Annotated in this window: 14 protein-coding genes; 7 read left to right on the forward strand and 7 right to left on the reverse strand. The window is 67.8% G+C overall.

What is annotated here, in order from left to right; all coding sequences use genetic code 11:
* Positions 1-229 precede the first annotated feature (229 nt).
* From DB354_RS05035 to DB354_RS05045, 3 genes are read left to right on the forward strand one after another with little or no spacing between them, the layout of a single operon-like run.
* On the forward strand, positions 230-1,963 hold the full coding sequence (locus DB354_RS05035) for a glycosyltransferase family 39 protein (protein WP_107834339.1): 1,734 nt from the start codon (positions 230-232) through the stop codon (positions 1,961-1,963).
* Positions 1,963-3,156: a DegT/DnrJ/EryC1/StrS aminotransferase family protein gene (locus tag DB354_RS05040; protein WP_107834340.1), complete on the forward strand. Its 1,194-nt coding sequence runs from the start codon at positions 1,963-1,965 to the stop codon at positions 3,154-3,156. The genes DB354_RS05035 and DB354_RS05040 overlap by 1 nt, the downstream gene beginning before the upstream one ends.
* Before the next feature lie 31 nt (positions 3,157-3,187).
* Positions 3,188-4,153: a glycosyltransferase gene (locus DB354_RS05045; RefSeq protein ID WP_107834341.1), complete on the forward strand. Its 966-nt coding sequence runs from the start codon at positions 3,188-3,190 to the stop codon at positions 4,151-4,153.
* Positions 4,154-4,214: 61 nt separating this feature from the next.
* Here the strand turns inward: DB354_RS05045 and DB354_RS05050 are convergent, their stop codons facing one another.
* A complete protein-coding gene (locus DB354_RS05050; protein WP_107834342.1) occupies positions 4,215-5,198 on the reverse strand; it encodes a hypothetical protein in 984 nt (327 codons plus the stop codon).
* 144 nt (positions 5,199-5,342) lie between these two features.
* On the opposite strand from DB354_RS05050, the gene DB354_RS05055 reads away from it, so the two are divergent.
* Positions 5,343-6,095: a hypothetical protein gene (locus tag DB354_RS05055; protein ID WP_107834343.1), complete on the forward strand. Its 753-nt coding sequence runs from the start codon at positions 5,343-5,345 to the stop codon at positions 6,093-6,095.
* A 213-nt stretch (positions 6,096-6,308) separates the two neighbouring features.
* Here DB354_RS05055 and DB354_RS05060 read toward each other — a convergent pair whose 3' ends face one another.
* Entirely contained in the window at positions 6,309-9,269 is a 2,961-nt protein-coding gene (locus tag DB354_RS05060; RefSeq protein WP_107834344.1) for a metallophosphoesterase, read from the reverse strand.
* Between the two features lie 87 nt (positions 9,270-9,356).
* Here DB354_RS05060 and DB354_RS05065 point away from each other — a divergent pair, with 87 nt between their 5' ends.
* Complete coding sequence (locus DB354_RS05065; RefSeq protein WP_107834345.1) at positions 9,357-9,941, forward strand: CAP domain-containing protein; 585 nt, start codon at positions 9,357-9,359, stop codon at positions 9,939-9,941.
* A 522-nt stretch (positions 9,942-10,463) separates the two neighbouring features.
* Here the strand turns inward: DB354_RS05065 and DB354_RS05075 are convergent.
* Entirely contained in the window at positions 10,464-11,864 is a 1,401-nt protein-coding gene (locus DB354_RS05075) for an arylsulfatase (RefSeq protein ID WP_107834347.1), read from the reverse strand.
* 385 nt (positions 11,865-12,249) lie between these two features.
* Positions 12,250-13,812 (reverse strand): FAD-dependent oxidoreductase, encoded by a 1,563-nt coding sequence (locus DB354_RS05080; protein ID WP_107834348.1) that lies wholly within the window; start codon positions 13,810-13,812, stop codon positions 12,250-12,252.
* A gap of 305 nt (positions 13,813-14,117) precedes the next feature.
* On the opposite strand from DB354_RS05080, the gene DB354_RS05085 reads away from it, so the two are divergent.
* Complete coding sequence (locus DB354_RS05085) at positions 14,118-15,377, forward strand: carbohydrate porin (RefSeq protein WP_107834349.1); 1,260 nt, start codon at positions 14,118-14,120, stop codon at positions 15,375-15,377.
* Positions 15,378-15,970: 593 nt separating this feature from the next.
* The gene (locus DB354_RS05090; RefSeq protein WP_107834350.1) at positions 15,971-16,288 is read left to right on the forward strand and encodes a hypothetical protein; all 318 of its coding nucleotides are present in this window, start codon (positions 15,971-15,973) and stop codon (positions 16,286-16,288) included.
* A 392-nt stretch (positions 16,289-16,680) separates the two neighbouring features.
* Here the strand turns inward: DB354_RS05090 and DB354_RS05095 are convergent, their stop codons facing one another.
* From DB354_RS05095 to DB354_RS05105, 3 genes are all read right to left on the reverse strand, one after another.
* Positions 16,681-16,989, reverse strand: a complete 309-nt coding sequence (locus tag DB354_RS05095) for an iron-sulfur cluster assembly protein (RefSeq protein WP_107834351.1) — start codon at positions 16,987-16,989, stop codon at positions 16,681-16,683.
* Positions 16,990-17,284: 295 nt separating this feature from the next.
* A complete protein-coding gene (locus DB354_RS05100; RefSeq protein ID WP_146180113.1) occupies positions 17,285-18,619 on the reverse strand; it encodes a DUF2339 domain-containing protein in 1,335 nt (444 codons plus the stop codon).
* Between the two features lie 203 nt (positions 18,620-18,822).
* Positions 18,823-19,365: a DUF2249 domain-containing protein gene (locus tag DB354_RS05105; RefSeq protein WP_107834370.1), complete on the reverse strand. Its 543-nt coding sequence runs from the start codon at positions 19,363-19,365 to the stop codon at positions 18,823-18,825.
* Positions 19,366-19,528: the final 163 nt, after the last annotated feature.

A 19,528-nucleotide genomic window follows, 5' to 3' on the forward strand; every position in this document is an offset into this window, starting at 1 on the left:
GTTTTCCGATCTTTCTCTTGCTCTTCCTCTTTCTCTTACTCTCCCGGGCGGCGGCAGCCGGCCGAGAACGGAAGCAAACGCCGGGGAGAAAGAGGAAGAGTAAGAGGAAGAGAAAGACCATCGGGAGGGACCCGGGGCAGGGACAGACTTGGGAGAACGAGAACGATTTTGCGGGGGGCAAAGGAGGGTTGATGCCGGGGCGGGGGGCGGCACGCTCTTCGGGCTACTCATGGCTGCTCCTGCCCCAACTCCGGTGGCGCCCGGTTACTGGCGCCGCGACCTGCTGTGTCTCACGGTGGCGTTCGCGATCCTGTTCTTTTTCCGGCTGGGAACCTCGCCCCTGGCGAATCCCGACGAGGGGCGCTATGCCGAAATCGCGCGCGAAATGGTGGTTAGCGGCGATTGGGTCACCCCGCGCCTGAATGGCGTGAACTACTTCGAAAAGCCGCCGCTGGTGTACTGGGTCACGGCGGTCGGGCTGAGCCTCTTTGGCGATGGCGAGTGGGTGGCGCGCGTCGCGCCGGCGTTGTTCGCGCTCGGCGGCGTGCTGCTGACCTATGCCGCCACCCGCCGGCTGTACGGACGCTGGCCGGGGATCGCGGCGGCGGTCGTCCTGGGGACATCGCTCTTCTACTACATCATGGGGCGCTCGCTCTTCCTGGACATGAGCGTGTCGGTCCTGATGAGCGCCACGTTGTTCTGCTTCATCCTGGCGGTCCGCACGCCGGTGTCGGCGGGCTGGGGTGGGGGCGCGCGCCGTTGGTTCTTCTACGGACTCTATATCAGTGCGGCGCTGGCGACGCTGACCAAGGGCATGATCGGCTTCATGGTCACGGGGGCGGTGATGTTCTGCTGGCTGCTGATCTTCAATCAGTGGCGCTACCTGCGTCCGCTGTACCTGCCGAGCGGCGTCGCGCTGTTCCTGGCGGTGGCGCTGCCGTGGCACATCCTCGCGGCGCTGCGCAACGAGACCTGGGTGCAGCGCTACATCGTGTACGAGCACTTCGAGCGCTTCCTGACCCCGGCCGCGAGCCGCGAGGGGCCGCCGTGGTACTTCATTCCGATCATCCTCGTGGGCCTGTTCCCGTGGGTCGGCTTTCTTTGGCCGGCGGTGCGCGCGTGGTTCGCCGGCGGGTGGAAACGGCGCGCCGAGCACGCCGACCGCTGGTTCTTCGTCACCTGGTTCGGCTTCATCTTCCTCTTCTTCTCGGTCTCCAGCTCCAAGCTGCCGCCCTACATCCTCCCCGTGTTTCCGGCTCTGGCGGTGATCTTCGGGCGCTGGATCGGCTCCCGTTTCGAGCGCGCCGACGACGCTCCGGTTCGCGGCGGTACCTGGCTGTTTGCCGCGGTGGCCGCGACGCTCGCCGTGCTGGTGATCCTGGCGGTGACGCAGCCCAAGGTGGCAGACCTCGCCGAGGAACTCGCCCGCGGCTTGCGCCCGACGGCGTTCGCCGCCGCCGCCACGCTCCTCCTCGGGGCCGGCGCCTGCGTCTGGCTCGGGCTCCGGCGCGGCGCGCGCGCAGCGTTTGGCGTCGTCGCCGCCACGATGCTGGCATTCTACCTGGTGCTGTCGTTCGGCAATCTGCCCGATTCCATCAAGCCCGGCACCAAGGCGCTCGCGCTGATCGTGAAGGCGCGAGCCCAGCCCGGGGACCGCGTCGTCCACTACCACGAGTTCTTCCACGACTTCACCTTCTACGCCGATCGGGTGGTCGACGTCGTCGCGTTCCAGGGCGAACTCCAGCTCAACGAGGATGCGGGGGCGCAAGCGAGTGGCCGGTTCATGGACGAGGCGACGTTCCGCCGGCTGTGGGACGGCCCGCAGCGGGTGTTTGCGGTGGCGCGCCGCCGTGATCTCGATCGCCGGGCCGACGGCCAGGTCACGCTCTTCACCGATCCGACGTTCCGTTATCATTTGCTCGGCGAAACGCGGCGCCATTACCTCTTCAGCAACCATCCCTGATGTCCGCCAGCTCCCAGTCTCCCTCCGGCCAGCCCGCAGCCGCCACGGCCGCGCAGCCCTACCTGCCGATGACCCGGCCCACGATCGACGATGCCACCATTGCGGGCGTCGCCGAGGTCCTGCGTTCCGGCTGGATCACCTCCGGGCCGAACGTGAAGGCGCTGGAGGCGAAGCTGTCCGAGCACTGCGGCGGCCGGCCGGTGCGGGCGTTCAACTCCGGCACCTGCACGATGGAGATCGCGCTGCGCATCGCCGGTGTCGGCCCGGGCCATGAGGTCATCACCACGCCGCTCTCCTGGGTGGCGACGAGCAATGTCATTCTCGAGGTCGGCGCGCGCCCCGTGTTTGTCGATATCGACCCGGTCACGCGCAACATCGACCTCGAGCGGATCGAGGCTGCGATCACGCCGGCGACGCGCGCGATCATCCCGGTCGACCTGGCCGGGTTGCCGGTGGACCGCGACCGGCTGTACGCGATCGTCCGTAAGCACGGGCTGCGCGTTGTCGAGGACGCGGCGCAGTCCTTTGGCGCGAACTGGCGTGGGCGGCCGATTGGCGCCGCCGGCGACTTCGTCTCGTTCAGTTTTCATCCCAACAAGAACGTCACCACGATCGAGGGCGGCGCGCTGGTCCTGAACAACGACCAGGAGGCGAAACTCGCCGAGCAGTACCGGCTGCAGGGCGTGGTGCGCTCGGGCTTCGACGGCATGGAGGTCGATGTCGTGGGCGGGAAATTCAACCTGACCGATGTCGCGGCGCGCGTCGGGCTCGGCCAGCTCCCGCACCTGGTGGAGTTCAACACCCGCCGGACCGAGCTGGCGCGTGCGTACTTCGCGGCGTTGGACGCCGCCGGCGCCGCCGAGCTGGGCCTCGGGCTGCCGCCGCGCGACTTCAGCCAGACCAACTGGCATATGTTCCAGGTGACGCTGCCCGACGGTTCCGGCGCGCTCCGCCGCGCCGAGGTGATGAGCCGGATGCACGAGGCGGGGATCGGCACCGGGGTGCACTACCCGGCGATCCACCTCTTTGCCGTGTACCGCCGGCTCGGCTGGAAGGAAGGCGACCTGCCGCTCGCCGAGCGCGTCTGCCGCACCATTCTCACGCTTCCGCTTTTCCCGGCGATGACGCCGGCCGATGTGACGCGCGTCGTGCAGACGCTCATGCGCGTTCTCCGCCCGGGCCGCCCCGCGTGACGCGCCCCGGCAACTCCAGCTCCTGCCGCCGATGAGTGACTCCCCGCAGCTCGACCTCTCGATCGTCATCCCCGTTTACAACGAGGAACTGAACCTGCCGACGCTCTTCACCCGCCTGTATCCGGTGCTCGATGCGCTCGGCCGCCGCTACGAGGTGATCTTCACCAACGACGGCAGCGCCGACCGCTCGCTCGCGCTCCTGCGCGAACAGCATGCGCGCCGGCCCGACGTGACGCGCGTGATCGATTTCAACGCCAACTACGGCCAGCACATGGCCATCATGGCGGCATTCGAGCGCGTGCGCGGCGCGGTGATCGTGACCCTCGACGCCGACTTGCAGAATCCGCCCGAGGAGATTCCGAAGCTCCTCGAAAAAATCGACGCCGGACACGACTACGTCGGCGGTTTCCGTCTCCACCGGCAGGACTCTTTCTTCCGCAAGTACGCGTCGCGGCTGATCAACTACGTGCGCGAGAAGACGACGAGCATCGAGATGACCGACCAGGGCTGCATGCTGCGCGCCTACAGCCGGCAGATCATCGACGCGATCGTGCGCAGCGGGGCGATCAACACCTTCATTCCGGCCCTGGCGTACAGCTTCTCGGGCAACCCGGCCGAGGTGGGCGTGAAGCATGAGGAGCGGCACGCGGGCGTATCCAACTATTCGTTCTACGGGCTGGTCCGGTTGAACTTCGACCTGATCACGGGCTTCTCCCTGGCGCCGCTGCAATACTTCACGATGTTCGCGGGCCTCAGTTCGCTGGGCAGCCTGGCGCTCGTGGTCCTGCTGTTGATCCGCCGCTTCGCATTCAACCTCGATCGCGAGACCTTCGGCGTATTCACCCTGTTCGCGATCCTCTTCTTCCTGCTCAGCGTGGCGATGATTGGCATCGGCCTGATCGGCGAGTACGTCGGCCGCACCTACCAGGTCGTCCGCGCGCGCCAGCGGTACTTTGTGCGCGAGATGCTCGAAACCTCGGGAAAAGTTGAAGGTTGAAGGTTAACAGGTTGGCAGGTTCCAACCTGCAACCTTCTAACCTGCAACCTTCCAACCAGGATTAGTCCTTCAACCCTTTGATCTCCTGGAGGACGGCCTCGCTCTGTTCGTACGGCGTGCGGCGCTTCTCGCGCAGCTCGGCTCTCCAGGCGGGCAGGGCCCGCGTGATGCGGTCCGACGGCTGGTACGCGAACCGGTAGCCCTCGGGCGTCACGTAGATCAACGCCACGGACGTGACGCTCGGTGTGGGCTGACGCGTGAGCGTGAGGCGCAGCGCGTAATGCCCCTTGGGATCGTTGGGCGAGGTGAGCTCGGCCTGCTGGACGTCCTCATCGGCGGTGGGGCCGACCGGTTTGCGCGTTCCTGGCGGCAGCCCGAGCAGGCCGTCGATCTCGGCGAGCGGCGCCGGGAGTTCGACCAAGAGGGTGGCGAGGCACAGCCGGTCGATGTCACGCGGCGTCGCCCAGCCCTCGCGGGGCGGCAGCGCGGGTCGGGCCTCGATGATGGCGCCCGTGGTGACGTCGAACCGGTAGAAAGTGCCGTCGATCGTGGTGACGTGAAACTCGCGTTCGAGGTGGAGCGCGGGCGCGGGCGCGCGCACCGGCCCGCTGCGGTCGCGATCGGCACGCCAGCCGTCGGCCGAGCTGAGCGCGGCGACGTTCTTGGGGTCCCGCACCAGATCCTCGACAGTGTACTGTTTGAGCAGCCGCCCACGCCGATAGAAGGCGACCGCGAGAGGCGCGGCGCCCTGAGTGGTGTGGTCCGGCGAGCCGCCCAGCCGCACCAGGAACTCGCCGTCATTGGTGAGGAACACCTCCGCGGCGTACCAGCCGTGCGTGCGCCAAAGCTGCGAGATGTCGCCGTTGCGCGCCACGAGGTAAACGGTGCCGGTGCCCACGGGGAACGTGTCCGTGGGCGGCGCCATGGTGAAGATCGCGCGGCCGTCGACCGAGGTTGTCGCCTTGCCGACCAGCGCGGGACCGGAGGCCGCCTGCAGCCCGAGCGCGGGCAGCAGCAGGACCGGAACGCAGCGCAGCAGTTTCATCACGGCCGAACACTAGCCCAGCGGACGCCGGGCGGCTAGTCACTTTCCCACTGTGCCGTGTCAGGAACCGGTGAAAGTCGGGCTCCGGTGACGCCCGCGCTTCCGGATTTGCCATTGCGCAACGCTCTTGCAGGCTCGGCGCCCATGAAATCCGCGCTCCGCTTTCTGGCGCTGATCCCCTGCGTGCTGGCGCTACTGGCATGCACCACGACGAGCCCGCGCAAGCAGGACGGCGACGACATCATCGGAGCCAATGCCGTCTATCGCGCCCGCGTCGAGAATGACCATGGACGCGTGCGCTACGTGATCACCGAGGTCTGGCGTCATGACCCCGTGCTCGGCGCCATGCCGCAGCCGGGGGAGGTTTTCCGCCTGACGGGCGAGTGGTATCCCGGCCGAGGCGAAATCAGCCTGATCGTCATCGGGCCGCATGAGCGCCTGGGCCGCGTCACGCGGACCCTCCCAATCATCAACAGCCGGGTGGGCCCGAAACAACTGCCGGAAAAGTGGCTGCACGACAAGGTGCTTGCCGGCACCGCCGCCGCGCCGCTGCCGGAGAAGAACGCGATGATGATGACGCTCGAGGAGTGCGCGCTCAGGGCGAGCGGCGTGTACCTGACGCGCGTGGACACCAGCGGCTCGCAGACGCGGTTTATCGTCACTGAAGTCTGGCGTCACGTTGGGCCGGACCTGCCGCCCGAGGTCGGCACGGATGTGGTGAGCCCACACCCGCGCGACGCGAAAAATGCGGCGATGAGAATCAGCGACCTGGCGGTGGTGTTCATCCTGCCGAACACGGCCGGCCTCGCCGGAGCCAAGCACTCGGCCTTCTTCGTGAATCACGGCATGGTCGGCGGGATGCCGATGCAGGACCTCAAGGACCTCGTCAGCCTGTAACGGTGGCTCGGTGGCGACACCGCCGCCACCGAGTGAGAGTGAAAGTGAGAGTGAAAGTGGACTGACCAGATGCGTGACCGCTGGCGGCGCAGAACCGCAACGGCGAAGGAGCGGCCCGAAGGTCAGGTGTTTTGAGAGCAGGCCGGAGATCACTGCGATCGGCGCGACGATGCCGATGTTGTGCGAGTCCCGGCTGGATGCAGTGGCGGCGAGCTACCGCGTCCACGCGACAGGCAGGCCGCCGGTGGTGAGCCACGGGCCGTCGAGAGTCGCCTGGTACGTGTAGTACTCGAGGGTGGCGGCGCCGTGGGAGAGGAGGGCGAGGGCGTTGTCGCTGAGCACGGCGCCGCAGACGGAGCCGATTTCGAAGCGGTCCCTGACGCCGAGCTCCTGCCACGCGCCGAATTCACCGGGCGTCGCCGACTCCAGGCTGTGCGCGGCAACGCCGTGCTCCCGCGTGGCGAAGAGGGCGATGCGTCCATCCGGCCGCAGCACGGGATTCACCCGCGCGAAGCCGGTCATCGACGCGGCGATGCTCGCAAAGGTGCTCCAAACCTGGCCGCCTGCGGCGAGCGTGCTGACGTAAACCGCCTGGCTCGGCGCCTCGACGCGCGTGGCGAAAACGGTGAGCGAACTATCCGCGCGCGCGACCAGCGAAACCTGGGAGAACAGCCGGGTGCCGGCCGGGAGCGTAGCCCATCCCGACCAGGTGCCGTCGGAGGCCTGCTGCGCGATCTTCACCGCGCCGCCGTCGTCGACCGCGACCACCGCCAGCCCGCCGTCGGGCCGGCGCACGACGTCGCCCTGGCGGAAACCCGTCCCGCCGAGGGCGGTCCACGCGCCGAAGTTGCCGCCGACTCCCACCTGCAAGGCGTAGTACACCCCGCCGCCGTCGGTCCAGCCGACCGCGGCGAGCCGGCCGTCGGTCAGCCGGACGCCCTTCACGTAGCTGAGCGCTTTCGAGCCGTCGGTCTGTCGCGGCGTGCCGGGAATCGACTGCCAGCCAGCCCACGTGCCTTCCGCGCCGGCGCTTTCCTGCCAGCGTACCCAGGCATCGTCCGCCTGCCCGATGGCGAACACGGCCACGCGATCCTCGCCGAGGTTTACGGCGTGCACGTGGTGCAGCCCGGTTGGGCCAGGCAGCGCGATCCAGTCCGTCCACTGGTTGCTGCGCGCCGTGGTCTGGAACGCCACCGCGACCGTGGCGCGGCCCGGCGTATCCCGCGCGCTGATGCGCGAGAGCACGGCCGCGACCACGAGCCGGTCGTCGGACCGCACCACGACCGACTCCTCGGCGGGCCCGCGCGGCGCGAGCGATTGCGTGAACGCGTTCAAGTAGTCGGTTTTGTCCTCGTCGAGATAGGGCGAATACGTGCGGCAGGTGAGGCTGCCGTAGTCGGGCGCGAGCGTGTACAGCCGCATGAAGCCGGCGCCGCCGAGCGGATCGAACTGGTAGTTGGCCACGAAGCTCGTCAGCCGGTTGCGCCCGTAGGGGCCGCTCGGGTCGCGGCGGAAGGTCGGGGCGCCGTCGACGTGGCCGCCGAAGGCGAGGAACACGTTGTCGTGCGCGCCGAGCGCCTGGTACAGCCGTTTGCCCTGCGCGCCGAACCCGCGGTAGTCGCCGCCGGCCGACGCGAGGTAGTGCGTCACCAGGATCGCGCGGCGGTTCGGATACGCGGCGAGCACCTCGCTGGCCCACGTGATCACCTCGGGGTGCGCGTTGGCGGCGTCGTATTCGAAGTACAGCGCCAGGTAGTCCTGCCCGGCGGCCGAGAAGAGGTCGTAGTGGTTCTCATTGTTGTCGCCGTAGTGCCCACCGTAATACGGGCGACCCTCGAAATGGCTCACGCCGAAGTGGCGGTTGAAGAGCGTCGAGGTGCCGTCGGGGTCGCCATTGGGCTCCTGGTCGTGGTTGCCGACGGCGAGGCCGAACGGGAGGCTCACGGGGGTCTCGAGCCGGGAGAGGGCGTTGACGGCGTTGGCCCACTGGGTCGCGGCGGGGACGGCCCCGCCAACATCACCGTCGTCGACGATGTCGCCGACGTGGGCGATGTACGCGAGGTTGTGGCTGACGTGGTGCCGCTGGAGCCAGTCGGTCTGGTCGGTGAACATCACGACCTCACCGTTCCGGGTGGAGGAGGGCTCGCTGTAGTACTGGGTGTCGGGCAGCACGGCGATGGTGAACGGCTTGGCGTCGGGGCTGGCGGTGAGGTCGTCGGGGAGTTCGTACACCTCGACGAGCACGAGCCCGGCGGTGTCGCGGGAGACATCCTGCACGACCGCGGAGTAGTTGCCGGGCTCGAGGCGGGCGATCAGCGCGGCGTCACGGGAGCGGGCGGGCAGCCCGTAGGCGCCGGTGCGGGCGAAGGCCTCGGTGAGCTGGGCGGTGTCGCCCCAGTCGTCATTGGCGTCGATGAAGGTCGGGCCGGCGCCGTAGAGCGTGAGCCGAGGGTTGGGGAGAGTGTCGCCGAGGTTGAAGGGGGCGACCGCGAGCGTGGGGCCGATGGCGCGGATGAGCACGCGCTTGGGGGCGTTGCCGCCGATGACGAAGCCGAGGGTGAGGTCGGTCGTGATGCGCTTCAGGACCGACACGTTGACCAGCCGCGAGGTCGCAGGGGTGAAGGCGTCGGGTGGCGTGGTGTCGTACACCTCGCCGAGCGCGGGCCCGGTGCCGGCGTCGGCGGCGCTGATGCGGGCGGAGTTGAGCCCGCCGGAGGTGCGGACGAGGAGCGCGGCATCGCGGGCGTCGGCGCTCAGGAAGGGAAACGCGCCGAGCGAGTTGCCGGCCTTGGTGATGGCCTCGGCGCCGGCCCAGTTGTCGTTGGCGGCGACGAGGGTGCTGCTGGCGTAGAACTCGAGTTGGGGGTCGGCGAGCGGCGCGGGAACGTTGAAACGGGCGAGGGCGGGACCGACGCCGCGCACGAGGAGCTGTTTCTCGCCGGCGCCGCCGCCGACCACGAAGCCGAGGGTGAAGCTATCGCCGGGGGAGGTGAGCGGAGTGAGGACGGACGCGTTGGCGATCCAGCTGTGGGCGACGGGCACATCGGCCGCGCGGACGCAGGGGCTGGCGAGCGCAAGCAGGAGGGCGACGGGGAGAAGGCGGGAGCGGTTCAGACCCATGCCCAGTTTGTACCGGAGCTCGTCGGCGTGAGCGAGGATGGCGGTTATGCGCATAGCTAGTCACCGCGCATAGAAACTTTGTCGCCGAACAACCCGGCGCGCCGCTTGCCGGCGGAGTGGGGATTCGTTTTCTTGCGCCCCATGGTCCCGCTGCTCCGCACCCTGGCGCTCGTGTTGTTCGTGCTTGTGCTCGGCAGCGGAGTGGGGCGGGCGGGGGCAAACCCGGAGTCGGAGTCAACGCCCGCGTCGCCTCCGGTGCAGCCCGGGACGACGGCGGCGGATTTCGCGGCGGCGCTGCTGACCGAGACGAACCGCGTGCGCCGGGAGCACGGACTGCAGACGCTCCGGCCGCACCCGCGGCTCGATGCGGCAGCCGATGACCAGGCCTCGCTGATTTCGTTGCGGCTCGTAGTCGGGCATGAATCGCAGCTCTCGGATCAGGCAAACCCGCTGGCCCGCGTGCGGCGCCGTGGGGTTTACCCGCAGGATTGCAGTGAGAACGCGGCGGCGTTGCCCGCGAGTCCCGACGGCCAGCCGGTCCGGGCGGGGGAACTAGCGGCGCGGCTGGTGGCGGCGTGGATGACCTCACCGCCGCACCGGGCCGCTCTGCTCGCGCCGAACATGACGCACCTCGGCGGCGCGGTGCGCTTCTCCCGCCGCCCGAGCCGGCAGTGGTCCGCCTTCGGCGTTCAGGTTTTCGCGCAGTTTTCGCCACGCGAAAACTGAGGTGGGGGCGATCCCCGCGCCCTCGGGCGCCGGCTTGGAGCAGGCGCGCCTTCAATTCCGCCGAGCAGGACACGGAGGTCACAGAGATCGGAGGAGGGGCACGGAGGGAAGATTCGCATAGGGCCGGTTTTCCTCCGTGTCCTCCTCCGGCCTCCGTGAGCTCCGTGACGAGAACGCCTTCGGAGTGAAAGTGAGAGTGAGAGTGAGAGTGAATGTGAGCCGCTAAGTGGGACGGGCTTCAATCCCTCCAGGCGGAACACGGAGGTCACCGAGATCGGATGAGGGCACGGAGCAAAACCTCGGCTGGTTTTCCTCTGTGTCCTCCTTCGGCCTCCGTGAGCTCCGTGACGAGACAGAACGAGAACGAGAACGAGAACGAGAACGAGAACGAGAACGAGAACGAGAACGAGAACGGGGAGGCGGCTATGAAAGGGGCGGCGTGCCCTCAATCCCTCAATCCCTCAATCCCTCAATCCCTCAATCCCTCGAGAGAAAGAGGAAGAGTATGAGGAAGAGAAAGATTCACTTCCTCACCCCCCGCGGCCACTCGGGACTAGGGGTGTGGGCCGCTTTGAACAGGCGCTCGGCCTGGGCGACGACGCCGGGGTTGTCCGCGGCGAGGTCGTGCTGTTCGGCGGGATCGCGGGTGAGGTCGTAGAGTTCGATCGGGCCGGTGTGGATCGGACGGCGGATCGCCTTCCAGTTGCCGAAGCGGAGTGCCTGTGAGGTGCGGGCATTCTCGTAGAATTCCCAGTAGAGGTAATCGTGCTGCGTCTGCCGGGCCGGCTGGCCGAGGAGCGTCGGCAGGATGCTCAGGCCGTCACGGCGGGGCGCGCCGCCGAGCCCGGCCAGCTCGCTGGCCGTGGGCAGAAAGTCCGGAAAGTAGCCGACGTGGTCCGAGGTGACTCCGGCTGGCACGCGACCCGGCCAGCGCGCGATCAGTGGTACGCGGATACCGCCTTCGTACATGTCGCGCTTCTTGCCGCGGAAGCCTCCGCCCGAATTGAAGAACGCCGGATCCTGGCCGCCCTCGTCGTGCGGGCCGTTGTCGGAGGAGAAGAACACGATCGTGTTTTGATCGAGGTTGAGCCGCTGCAGTTCGGCGAGGATTCGGCCGACCTGATCGTCGAGGCGCGTGACCATGGCGGCGAAGCCCTTTTGAGGATTCGGCCAGGGTTTCGTCGCGTAGGGACCGTAGTCGGGCACCTCCATGCCGTCGGGCTTGGCCTCGTTGTTGGCGTGGGGGAGCGTGGGCGCGAAATAGAGGAAGAAGGGGCGATCGCGGTGCGCCCGGATGAACGCCAGGGCCTCGTTGCCGATCAGATCCGCGCTGTAATCGACCTTCTTGGTGGCAACGCCCACGTCGTAGGGACCGGGGTTGGGCACGACATTGCGTAGCGGGATGCGCGCGTCGTTTCGATAGAGGTACGTGGGGTAGTAGTTGTGCGCGGCCGACTGGTCGATGTAGCCGAAGAAGGCATCGAAACCGCGGCGATTGGGCGTGGCGTCGGAGCCGGCGTTCCCGAGTCCCCATTTGCCCATAAGCCCAGTGGCATAGCCTGCTCCCTTGAGCAGTTCGGCGACCGTGGTGTCGGCGGCGGGAAGGTTGATCTTCGCGTTGCCGCGAAACGGGGTGTGGCCGGTGTGCTGGCCGGTCATGAGCGTGTTGCGCGCAGGGGCGCAGACCGGCGCGCCGCTATAGAACTGCGTGAACCGCATGCCCTCGCGCGCCAGGCGATCGATGTGCGGGGTTTGGATCTGCTTTTGGCCGTGTACCCCGATGTCCCCGTAGCCGAGATCATCGGCGAGGATGAAGACGATGTTCGGCTTGCCGGTAGCCGCGGGGGTGGAGGAGGGGGCGTCCGCCGCCTGGAGTGAGAACGGAAGGAGCGCGGCGAGAAGAAGAAGGAGGAGGGGGCGCATGCGCGGGAGAAAGGGCCGAGAAACTAAAGGGCTGAAGAACTGAAGGGCGGAAGAACTGAAAAGCTGAAGGTCGGAAATGAGCGAGAGATCCGAGGTACTCTGGAAGACGGTTGGCGGAGCGATTCGGGTACTGCGGCAGTTTTCGCGGCGCGAAAACTGAGGTGGGGGCGATCCCCGGCGCCCTCGGGCGCCGGCTTGGAGCAGGCGCGCCTTCAATTCCGCCGAGCAGGACACAGAGGTCACAGAGATCGGAGGAGGGGCAAAGAGCCAGGATCCGTATCGGCTGGTTTTCCTCAGTGTGCTCCTCCGTCCTCCGTGAGCTCTGTGGCTAAAACAAGAAAGCCTTGGGAGTGGGAGCGAATGTGGGGAGTCACCCCTCGATCTCTCATTCTCTCGCCCGCTCGTGGTTCAGGGCGAGCGGGCGGAGATCCTCGTTGGCGGGGCCGTTGAGGACGTGGCCGAGGGCGTCGAAGCGCGAGCCGTGGGCGGGACAATCCCAGGTCTTTTCGACGTCGTTCCAGTCGACGATCGCGCGCAGGTGGGGACAGACCGCGGAGCATTCGTGGTACGTCCCGTCGGGGTCGCGGTACACCGCCACCTTGGTCAGGCCGTGCCGCACGATGGCGCCTTTGCCCGGCGGGATGAGGAGGTTCCTCTCCGCTTCGCCGGCGGTGAGCCAGTCGAGGTATTGCGCGGCGACGTTGGCGTTCTCGCGCAAAAACTCCCGGGTGGCGCCGGTCGGGACGCGGGAAGGGCTGTAGAGATCGGCCCAGCGGTTCTCGCGGCCGAGGATGAGGTCGGAGATGAGCCGGCCGGCGATGGTGCCGTGCGTCATGCCGTGCCCCGAGTCGCCCGTCGCGATGTACACGTTGTCGGCGTCCATCGGGTTGCGGCCGATGAAGGCAAGGCCGTCCAACGGCTCCATCACCTGGCCGGACCAGCGGTGGCGGACCTCCTGCACCATCGGAAAACGGTGGCGGGTCCACTCCTCGAGCCGGGCGAACCGCTGCGCGGGATCCTCGGCCTGGCCGGTTTTATGATCCTCGCCGCCGACGACGAGGATGTCGCGCGCGGGATAAGGATCCCCGGGCGCCGCGGGCTGGAGGCGCACGTAGTGGTACGGGTCACCGGTATCCCAATACAGGACTTGCGGGACGGTGCCGACGGGGACGGTGAAGCCGACGACGTAGGTGCGGTAGGGCGCCTGCTTGGTGTGGATCGCGAAGCGGTCGTTCACCGGACTGTTGGTCGCCACGACGACGCTGCCGCAGGCGATGCGATGGCCGTCGGCGGTGCGGACGTGGGCGTCCTTGCCGCCCTCGATTTCGGCCGCGTGGGTGTGGGCGTAGATCTGACCGCCCTCGCGCACGATCGCACGGGCCATGGCGCCGAGGTATTTAAGCGGATGGAATTGTCCCTGGTGCGGAAACAGCAGCGCGGGCCCGGTGTTGAAGGACACGAGCGGGGCGCGTTCCACGAGTTCGACTTCGGACAACCCGGCGCGGTGGGCGGCCTCGAGTTCCTGGTCGAGCAGGTCGGCCGGCATGTCGGGCGCATTGAAGAGGTAGCCGTCGAGGCGGGTAAAATCGCAGTCGATCGCCTCCTCGCGGATGATCCGCTCGATGAAGCCGATGGCGTTGAGGTGACTCTCGGCGGCGAGGCGGGCGTTCGCGGCGCCGTGGATGCGTTCGAGCTCGGTGTAGCGGTCGTCGAGGGCGAAGGAGAGGTGGGCGGTGGTGCGTTCGGTCTCGCCGGAAACAATCGGGCCGTCGTCGAGCACGATCACGGAGCGCCCGGCGCGCGTGAGGAAGTAGGCGGTGGTGAGTCCGGAAATCCCGGCGCCGACGATGCAGACGTCGGCGGCGGCAGGGGCGGACAACTCCGTGAACTCCGGGCGGCTGGCGGTTTGCATCCAGAGGGAGGTGGTCTGTCCGGCATGTTCGCTCATGCGGCGGATGGACCCCGGCTGTCGCGGGGCGTTCGCGCGCCCCAGGGGGGGCACACCCCCTGCCACTCTTTCTCGTTCTCTTTCTCTTACTCGTTCTCTCCGACTGTGGTCCGGGTTGGGCCGCATCGGCTGGCGGGGGGACAGAGGGTTCGAGAACGAGAACGAGAAAGAGCCCCGGGGGGAGCCCCCGGGCGGGCTACGCCGGTTCGTAGAACCCGAGCTTGAAAGACGTTAAGACGTGCGGACGGTGCGCCGTTCACGCGGGTAAGCACCCGTTATTTCCCTCTCGCTATCCCTGCATTCGCATGACCCTGCGCTGTCGCTCGATCATCGTTGCCCCGCTGCTCGCGCTCGGGGTGCCGCTGGCGTTTGGGCAACTGACGGCGGAGCTGGCGGGACCGTTATTGGCGTCACCGGACAAGGCGGCGCGGACGTCGCTCTGCGTGGCCGCAGAAGGCTGGCAGGTCGTCCGCGGCGGTCAGGCGACAGGCGGGGCGTGGAACGCGTTTCTGGGGTTGGCGGTGGAACTCGACGGGCCGGCGTGGGGCGGACCTGCGGGCGGGACGCTTGTCGCGGAGGTCAACGGAGTAGCGAACCAGCACGGTGAGAACACGTTCGCCGCCCGCACGGGCGCTTTTCATCCGGTGAGCAACTACCACGCGGCGGATCACGTGCGCGTGTACAACCTGCACTACCGGCACACCGGGCCGGGTGGGCATTGGGCGTTGAAGGTCGGACAGCTCGCGCTGGACGACGATTTCATGGCGTCGGACTACACCGGGCTTTTCACCAACGCGGCCTTCGGTCCGCTGGCGACGCAGACCGGCACGCCGCTCGGCGCACGGTCGCGACATGGCGTGGCGTGGGCAATCTATCCGGCGGCGGCGCCCGGGGTGTGGTTCGAGTACCATCCGAGTCCGACCGTCGCGTGGCAGACCGGGGTGTACCACGGCGGACCGGGACCGGACGATGCCGACAACATCGGGTTCACCTACGACGCGCTCAGCGAGGCGGGGGTGGCGTTGTATTCGGAATTGCGCTGGGCGTACCGGTTGGCGGGGCGAGGCTGGACGACTCGCGTGGGCGTGGCGGCGCACACCGGGCAGTTCGACGACTTTGAGGCGGGGGTGGCGGGACGCGACGACACGGAGGTGCGCGGGCTCCACAGCGTGTACCTCGTGCAGGACGTGGTGCTGGTTGCGGCCGGGGACGGCGCGCCGAAGCTGGGGGCGTTTGGACGCTTCGGCGTGAGCCCGCAATGCGACCGGAGCGCGGTGACGACCTACGGCGACGCGGGGTTCAACTGGTTTGGTCCGCTGCCCGGGCGCGCCGACGATGTGGCGGGCATCGCGGTGGCGGTGACGCGCTTTGGCCGGAGTTTTCAGGCGCTGAACGGCCTCGCGCGCACGGAGACGGCGCTCGAGCTGACCTACTGCGCGCACCTGACGTCCCGGCTGGCGTTGCAAGCCGACGCACAGTGGCTCTTTGCGCCGGCGGTGAACCCGGGCTCCGGCCGGCGAGAGACCGCGTTCGTGGCGGGGCTCCGGACGAGTTGGAACTTCTAGCGGCCGGCGGCGGGGGGCTTGAATCGGCGGCGGCCCAACCGACCCTCGTTTTCATTTTTGTCACAGAGCTTACGGAGGCCGGAGGAGGACACGGAGGAAGACCGGCCGGGTCGTCGCTCCGTGCCCTTCCTCCGGCGACTCCGTGTCCTGCCCGGAGGGATCAAGGGCGCGCCGGCCTCTTCATAGCCCGAGCCCCCGTTCTCGTTCTGGCCGAGGCCGGTAGTCAGAAGTCCGTGAATCAGCCCAGCCGGGAATCACCGGCTGTGGGTGTTTGCCAGGAAATCAAGGCGCTGGAAAAGAGCTACTTGCGCCGCATGGCGGAAGAATGGCCAACCGAGGAACCGAGCCTCCCGTTCCTTCGGCGGGCCGCGGCCCAATCGGGAGATAACACGCCAAATCTGGCGTGTTATCGCACGTAATACGCCAGATTTGGCGTGTTATCTCGGGGGGGCGGGGTGTTTGGAGCCTGGGAGCCGCAGTGGGCAGCGGGGGCGCGGTGCGACGTCAACCGGTGCACAAATCCTCTCAACGGATGCACAGCCGCGCAGGCGTGCCGAATGATAGGCTTTAACCTTTCCGCTTCCGTCCGGCCCATGGCTACGATCCTCCACAGTCCGTTTTTCCTCCTGTTCTGCACGACCAGTGCTGCTGCCGCGTATTTGGCGCACCGTCGCTACGTGGTCCGGGCGAAGCCGACGTGGGGGGACCAGGTGCTGAACCTGATCGCGGCGTTCGAGACGCTGGCGCTGCTGTACACGACCTACCAGATCCGCAACGGCAACCTGGTGCAGGCGGTGATCGACCCGGGCGCGGCGACGATCGTGGCCGGCGTGACGGCGCTGGGTGTGGCGATGGTTACCTTCGAAGGCGTCCTGGCCAGCAACGAGGCTAGCGAAGAAGCGGGCGACTGAGGTTACGGAGGCGGGGCCGCCGCCAAATCGGGCGCCGCCGCCGTTGGGCGACAGATCGGTCACGGACCGCGACGACGCACGACGGAGCGCGGACTTCCAAGGCAGGGATTGGGCCGCAAAAAGGAGCAAGAGGCGCAAAACGAGCCACAGATCTTTGAGGCCGGGCGCGTGGGAGACGGAGGTTTTTAATCTCAGATAACTCGGATGGAGACAGGATAGGACGGAGTTCGAACAAGCCAGGGTTGGCCACGAAGAGGCGCCAAGAGGCACCAAAAAAAGGCAGGGGTGAACAGGAGGGCGCGGAGAGCGCAGAGGATTCGATCAGGAGACGAACGTCATTCAAAGGAGTGGCCGTCACGCCGTCACAGAACGGCCCGTTTCGATTAGGCGCCTCACTCGCGCGGGGTGCCGAGTTGTTGGCGGGCGGCGTCGCTGAGCATGTCGGTGGTCCAGCGGGGCTCGAAGACGAGGTCGACTTTCACCGCGCCGACGCCGGGGAGCTGCTCCACCGCGGTCTTCACGCCTTCGTACATCCAGGAGCCCGAGGGACACGTGGGCGTGGTGAGCGTCATCACGACGGCCACATCGCCGTTGTCCGCGCACTCGACGCTGTAGATCAGACCGAGGTCGACGAGGTTCACCCCGAACTCGGGGTCGGGGATCTGAGCGAGGGCGTTCCAGACGGTTTTGGAGTCAGGCATCGGTTAAGGGAGTGAGGGAATGAGGGAGTAAGGGAGTGAGGGGACGGAGTGCGAGGGAGCGGAGGAGTGAGGGAGGAAAAGTGAAAGAGGGCTTCGCAGTGAAAGTGAGAGTGGCCAGCCGGAGTGAAAGTGAGAGTGGCTGCGCAGTGAAAGTGAGGGTGAGAGTGAAAGTGGGTCGGACGGGTGAAAGGGCGGGACTGCGGGCGTGGGGTGGTTCTTTCGGCTGAATGAGCGTCCTTGCGGACCTGTTTTCGCGGGTGTTCGCGACTTTCGCGGTTGAATCGGCCTTGGCGGACTACGGCTTAGGTGGGCTCTTGGGCTTCGCAGGCGTGGGCGGTTGTGGGCGGAAGAGGTGTTTTAGGACGAGGAGTTGGTTCGCGAGGAAGAGCGCCGTGCCGAGGGCGAGGAGGAGCGTGCCGAGGCGGAGCCAGAGCGGTTCAACGAGCCAGGTACCGACGAGGAGCGGGAGGAGCGCGAGGCCCTGGAGGCCGAGGCCCCAGGCCTCCAACCGGGAGTTGGCCAGCGCGCTCGCGGGGGGCGTCGGCATCCGGCCGACTTTCGGTCCGTACGCGCGCATCCACGTCAGGAAGGGCACGATCTTGTTCATCATGCCCGCGATCGCCGGGAGGAGTCCGCCGAGCAGCACGAGCACGCCATACACGTTGGCGCTGAAACCGCCGGGCGCCGATCCGGCGGCGGTGGTCGGCCACACGAGCCAGATGCCGGCGACGCTCGCGAGGCCGAGCCCGATCATGCCGCGCACGAGGGCCTGCAGGCCGACGTCGAGGTGGCGCTTCTTGCGCGTGGCGAACGTCTGCCGCAGCGCGATGCCGGAGAACACGAGCCCCGCGACGATCGCCATGCCGAACACGGCCGACGCGTAGCCGACATGCCAGGCAAGGGCGGGCGCGAGTCCGAGGAGGCCGAGCTGGGAGAGCCAGAGTCCGATGCGCACCGGACGCCAGTGGGGGACGTCACCGAGCGTGAACATCGGCACGAGGCGGAAGGTGACGCCCTGGAGGAGCGTGAGGAAGAAACCGGCGAGCCCGAGGTGGGCGTGCGCGCGCAGGAGCGGCAGCGGGTCGGTGGGCCAGAGGTGCCAGAGCCGGTTGGCGACGAGCGCGAGGCCGGCGGTCACGGTGAGGACGAGCCAGAGCGTCGCGAGGATGAGCGACCAGGCGACGGCGTCGCGTTTCCCGGAGCGCACGATGGTGACGAGCGTGTTGCCGGCGAAGAGCAGCACGCCGGCGACGACGAAGCTGCCGGCGGCGCCGAGCAGGGGCAGGTTCCAGTGCCAGAAGGCGTACACCATCACCGGCACGGCGGCGGCGTGGAGCGCGAAGTGCCACCAGCCGCCGCGTTCGCTCCAGAGCGTGGTGCTGAGCGCGACCGGCGCGAGTTGGTAGATCGCGCCCACGGCGATAGTGACGAAGAACCCGAGCACCCAGGCGTGCGTGAGCGCGATCACGCTCGGCGCGATGTGCGGCGTGATCAGCTGCTGGGGAGCCCACGCGGTCGCGAGGACGGCCGCGGCGAACCACGCCAGGCCGAGGCCCATGAAGGCGAGCGGCAGCCGGCCTTGGGAGGCCAGCCAGGAACCGCCGGGACGAGGAGGAGGAGAAACCGTCAAAGTGGCCTTCGGAGTGAGAGTGAAAGTGGGGCCGAACGGAGGGACGCAAAGCGGTCGATCGGGGAGGCGGTCGGTGGTGCGGCCTAGCTCCAGTCAGCGCTGACGTGGCTCACTCACAGGCGAGGGAGAAAGTGAGCCCGGGAGGACCGGCGGTGTGGGCCGGTGCGACTCCCGGGCTGGGTATGCGGGAAGGGCGGGCGGTGTTAGGCGCGTTCGAGCACCGTGACCCAACTGCCGTTGGGCTGGGCGCTGCTCTCGTGGCGGAAGCCGCGCTGCTTCGCCTCGCCGAAAAGGTGACACGGCTCGCGATCGGTGATGGCGCGGAGCTTGCGACCGGCGGTGAGCGTTTCCATCGCGGCGAGGATGCGCATCAGCGGCTCCGGTGGCTCGAGTCCGCGGGCGTCGACCTCGACGACGTCACCGGCAGCGGCCGTCTCGTGCTCGTCGTCATGCGAGCCGGGGCAGGCCGGGGTGGGCTCGTCGGGCCGGTTGACCGGCGCGAGCTTGGTGATGCGGACCTGGAACTCTTCAGGTCCGCGGAGCTGGTACTCCCAGTTGAACGCGCCGGGGAACTGGGCGGCGAACTGGTAGTACAGCGGCACCGGATCGTGATCGTTCACGAGGACAAAGTGGCCGCCGACCGGAAGGTCGAACCAGCGCTGAAAGATCTGGCCGTGCTTGATGCGGCAGGGGATCTCGCGGACGTCGAACCGGGTGCTGTCGGTAGTAGGAACAGAGGAACTCATGGGTTTGATTACGCCGACAGCGTAGCCGGAGCCCGGGACCTGCGCCTTGACCGCGATCAACTGCGGACGTGGGTGGGGCCGCGTCCGCAGAATCGGAAGAGAACCGCGAAAGGCGGGCATGTGGTTTCAAGTTCGTTGTAGCAGATAGCCTGTCTTTTCTTCC

Source organism: Opitutus sp. ER46 (assembly GCF_003054705.1).
Lineage (GTDB): Bacteria > Verrucomicrobiota > Verrucomicrobiia > Opitutales > Opitutaceae > ER46.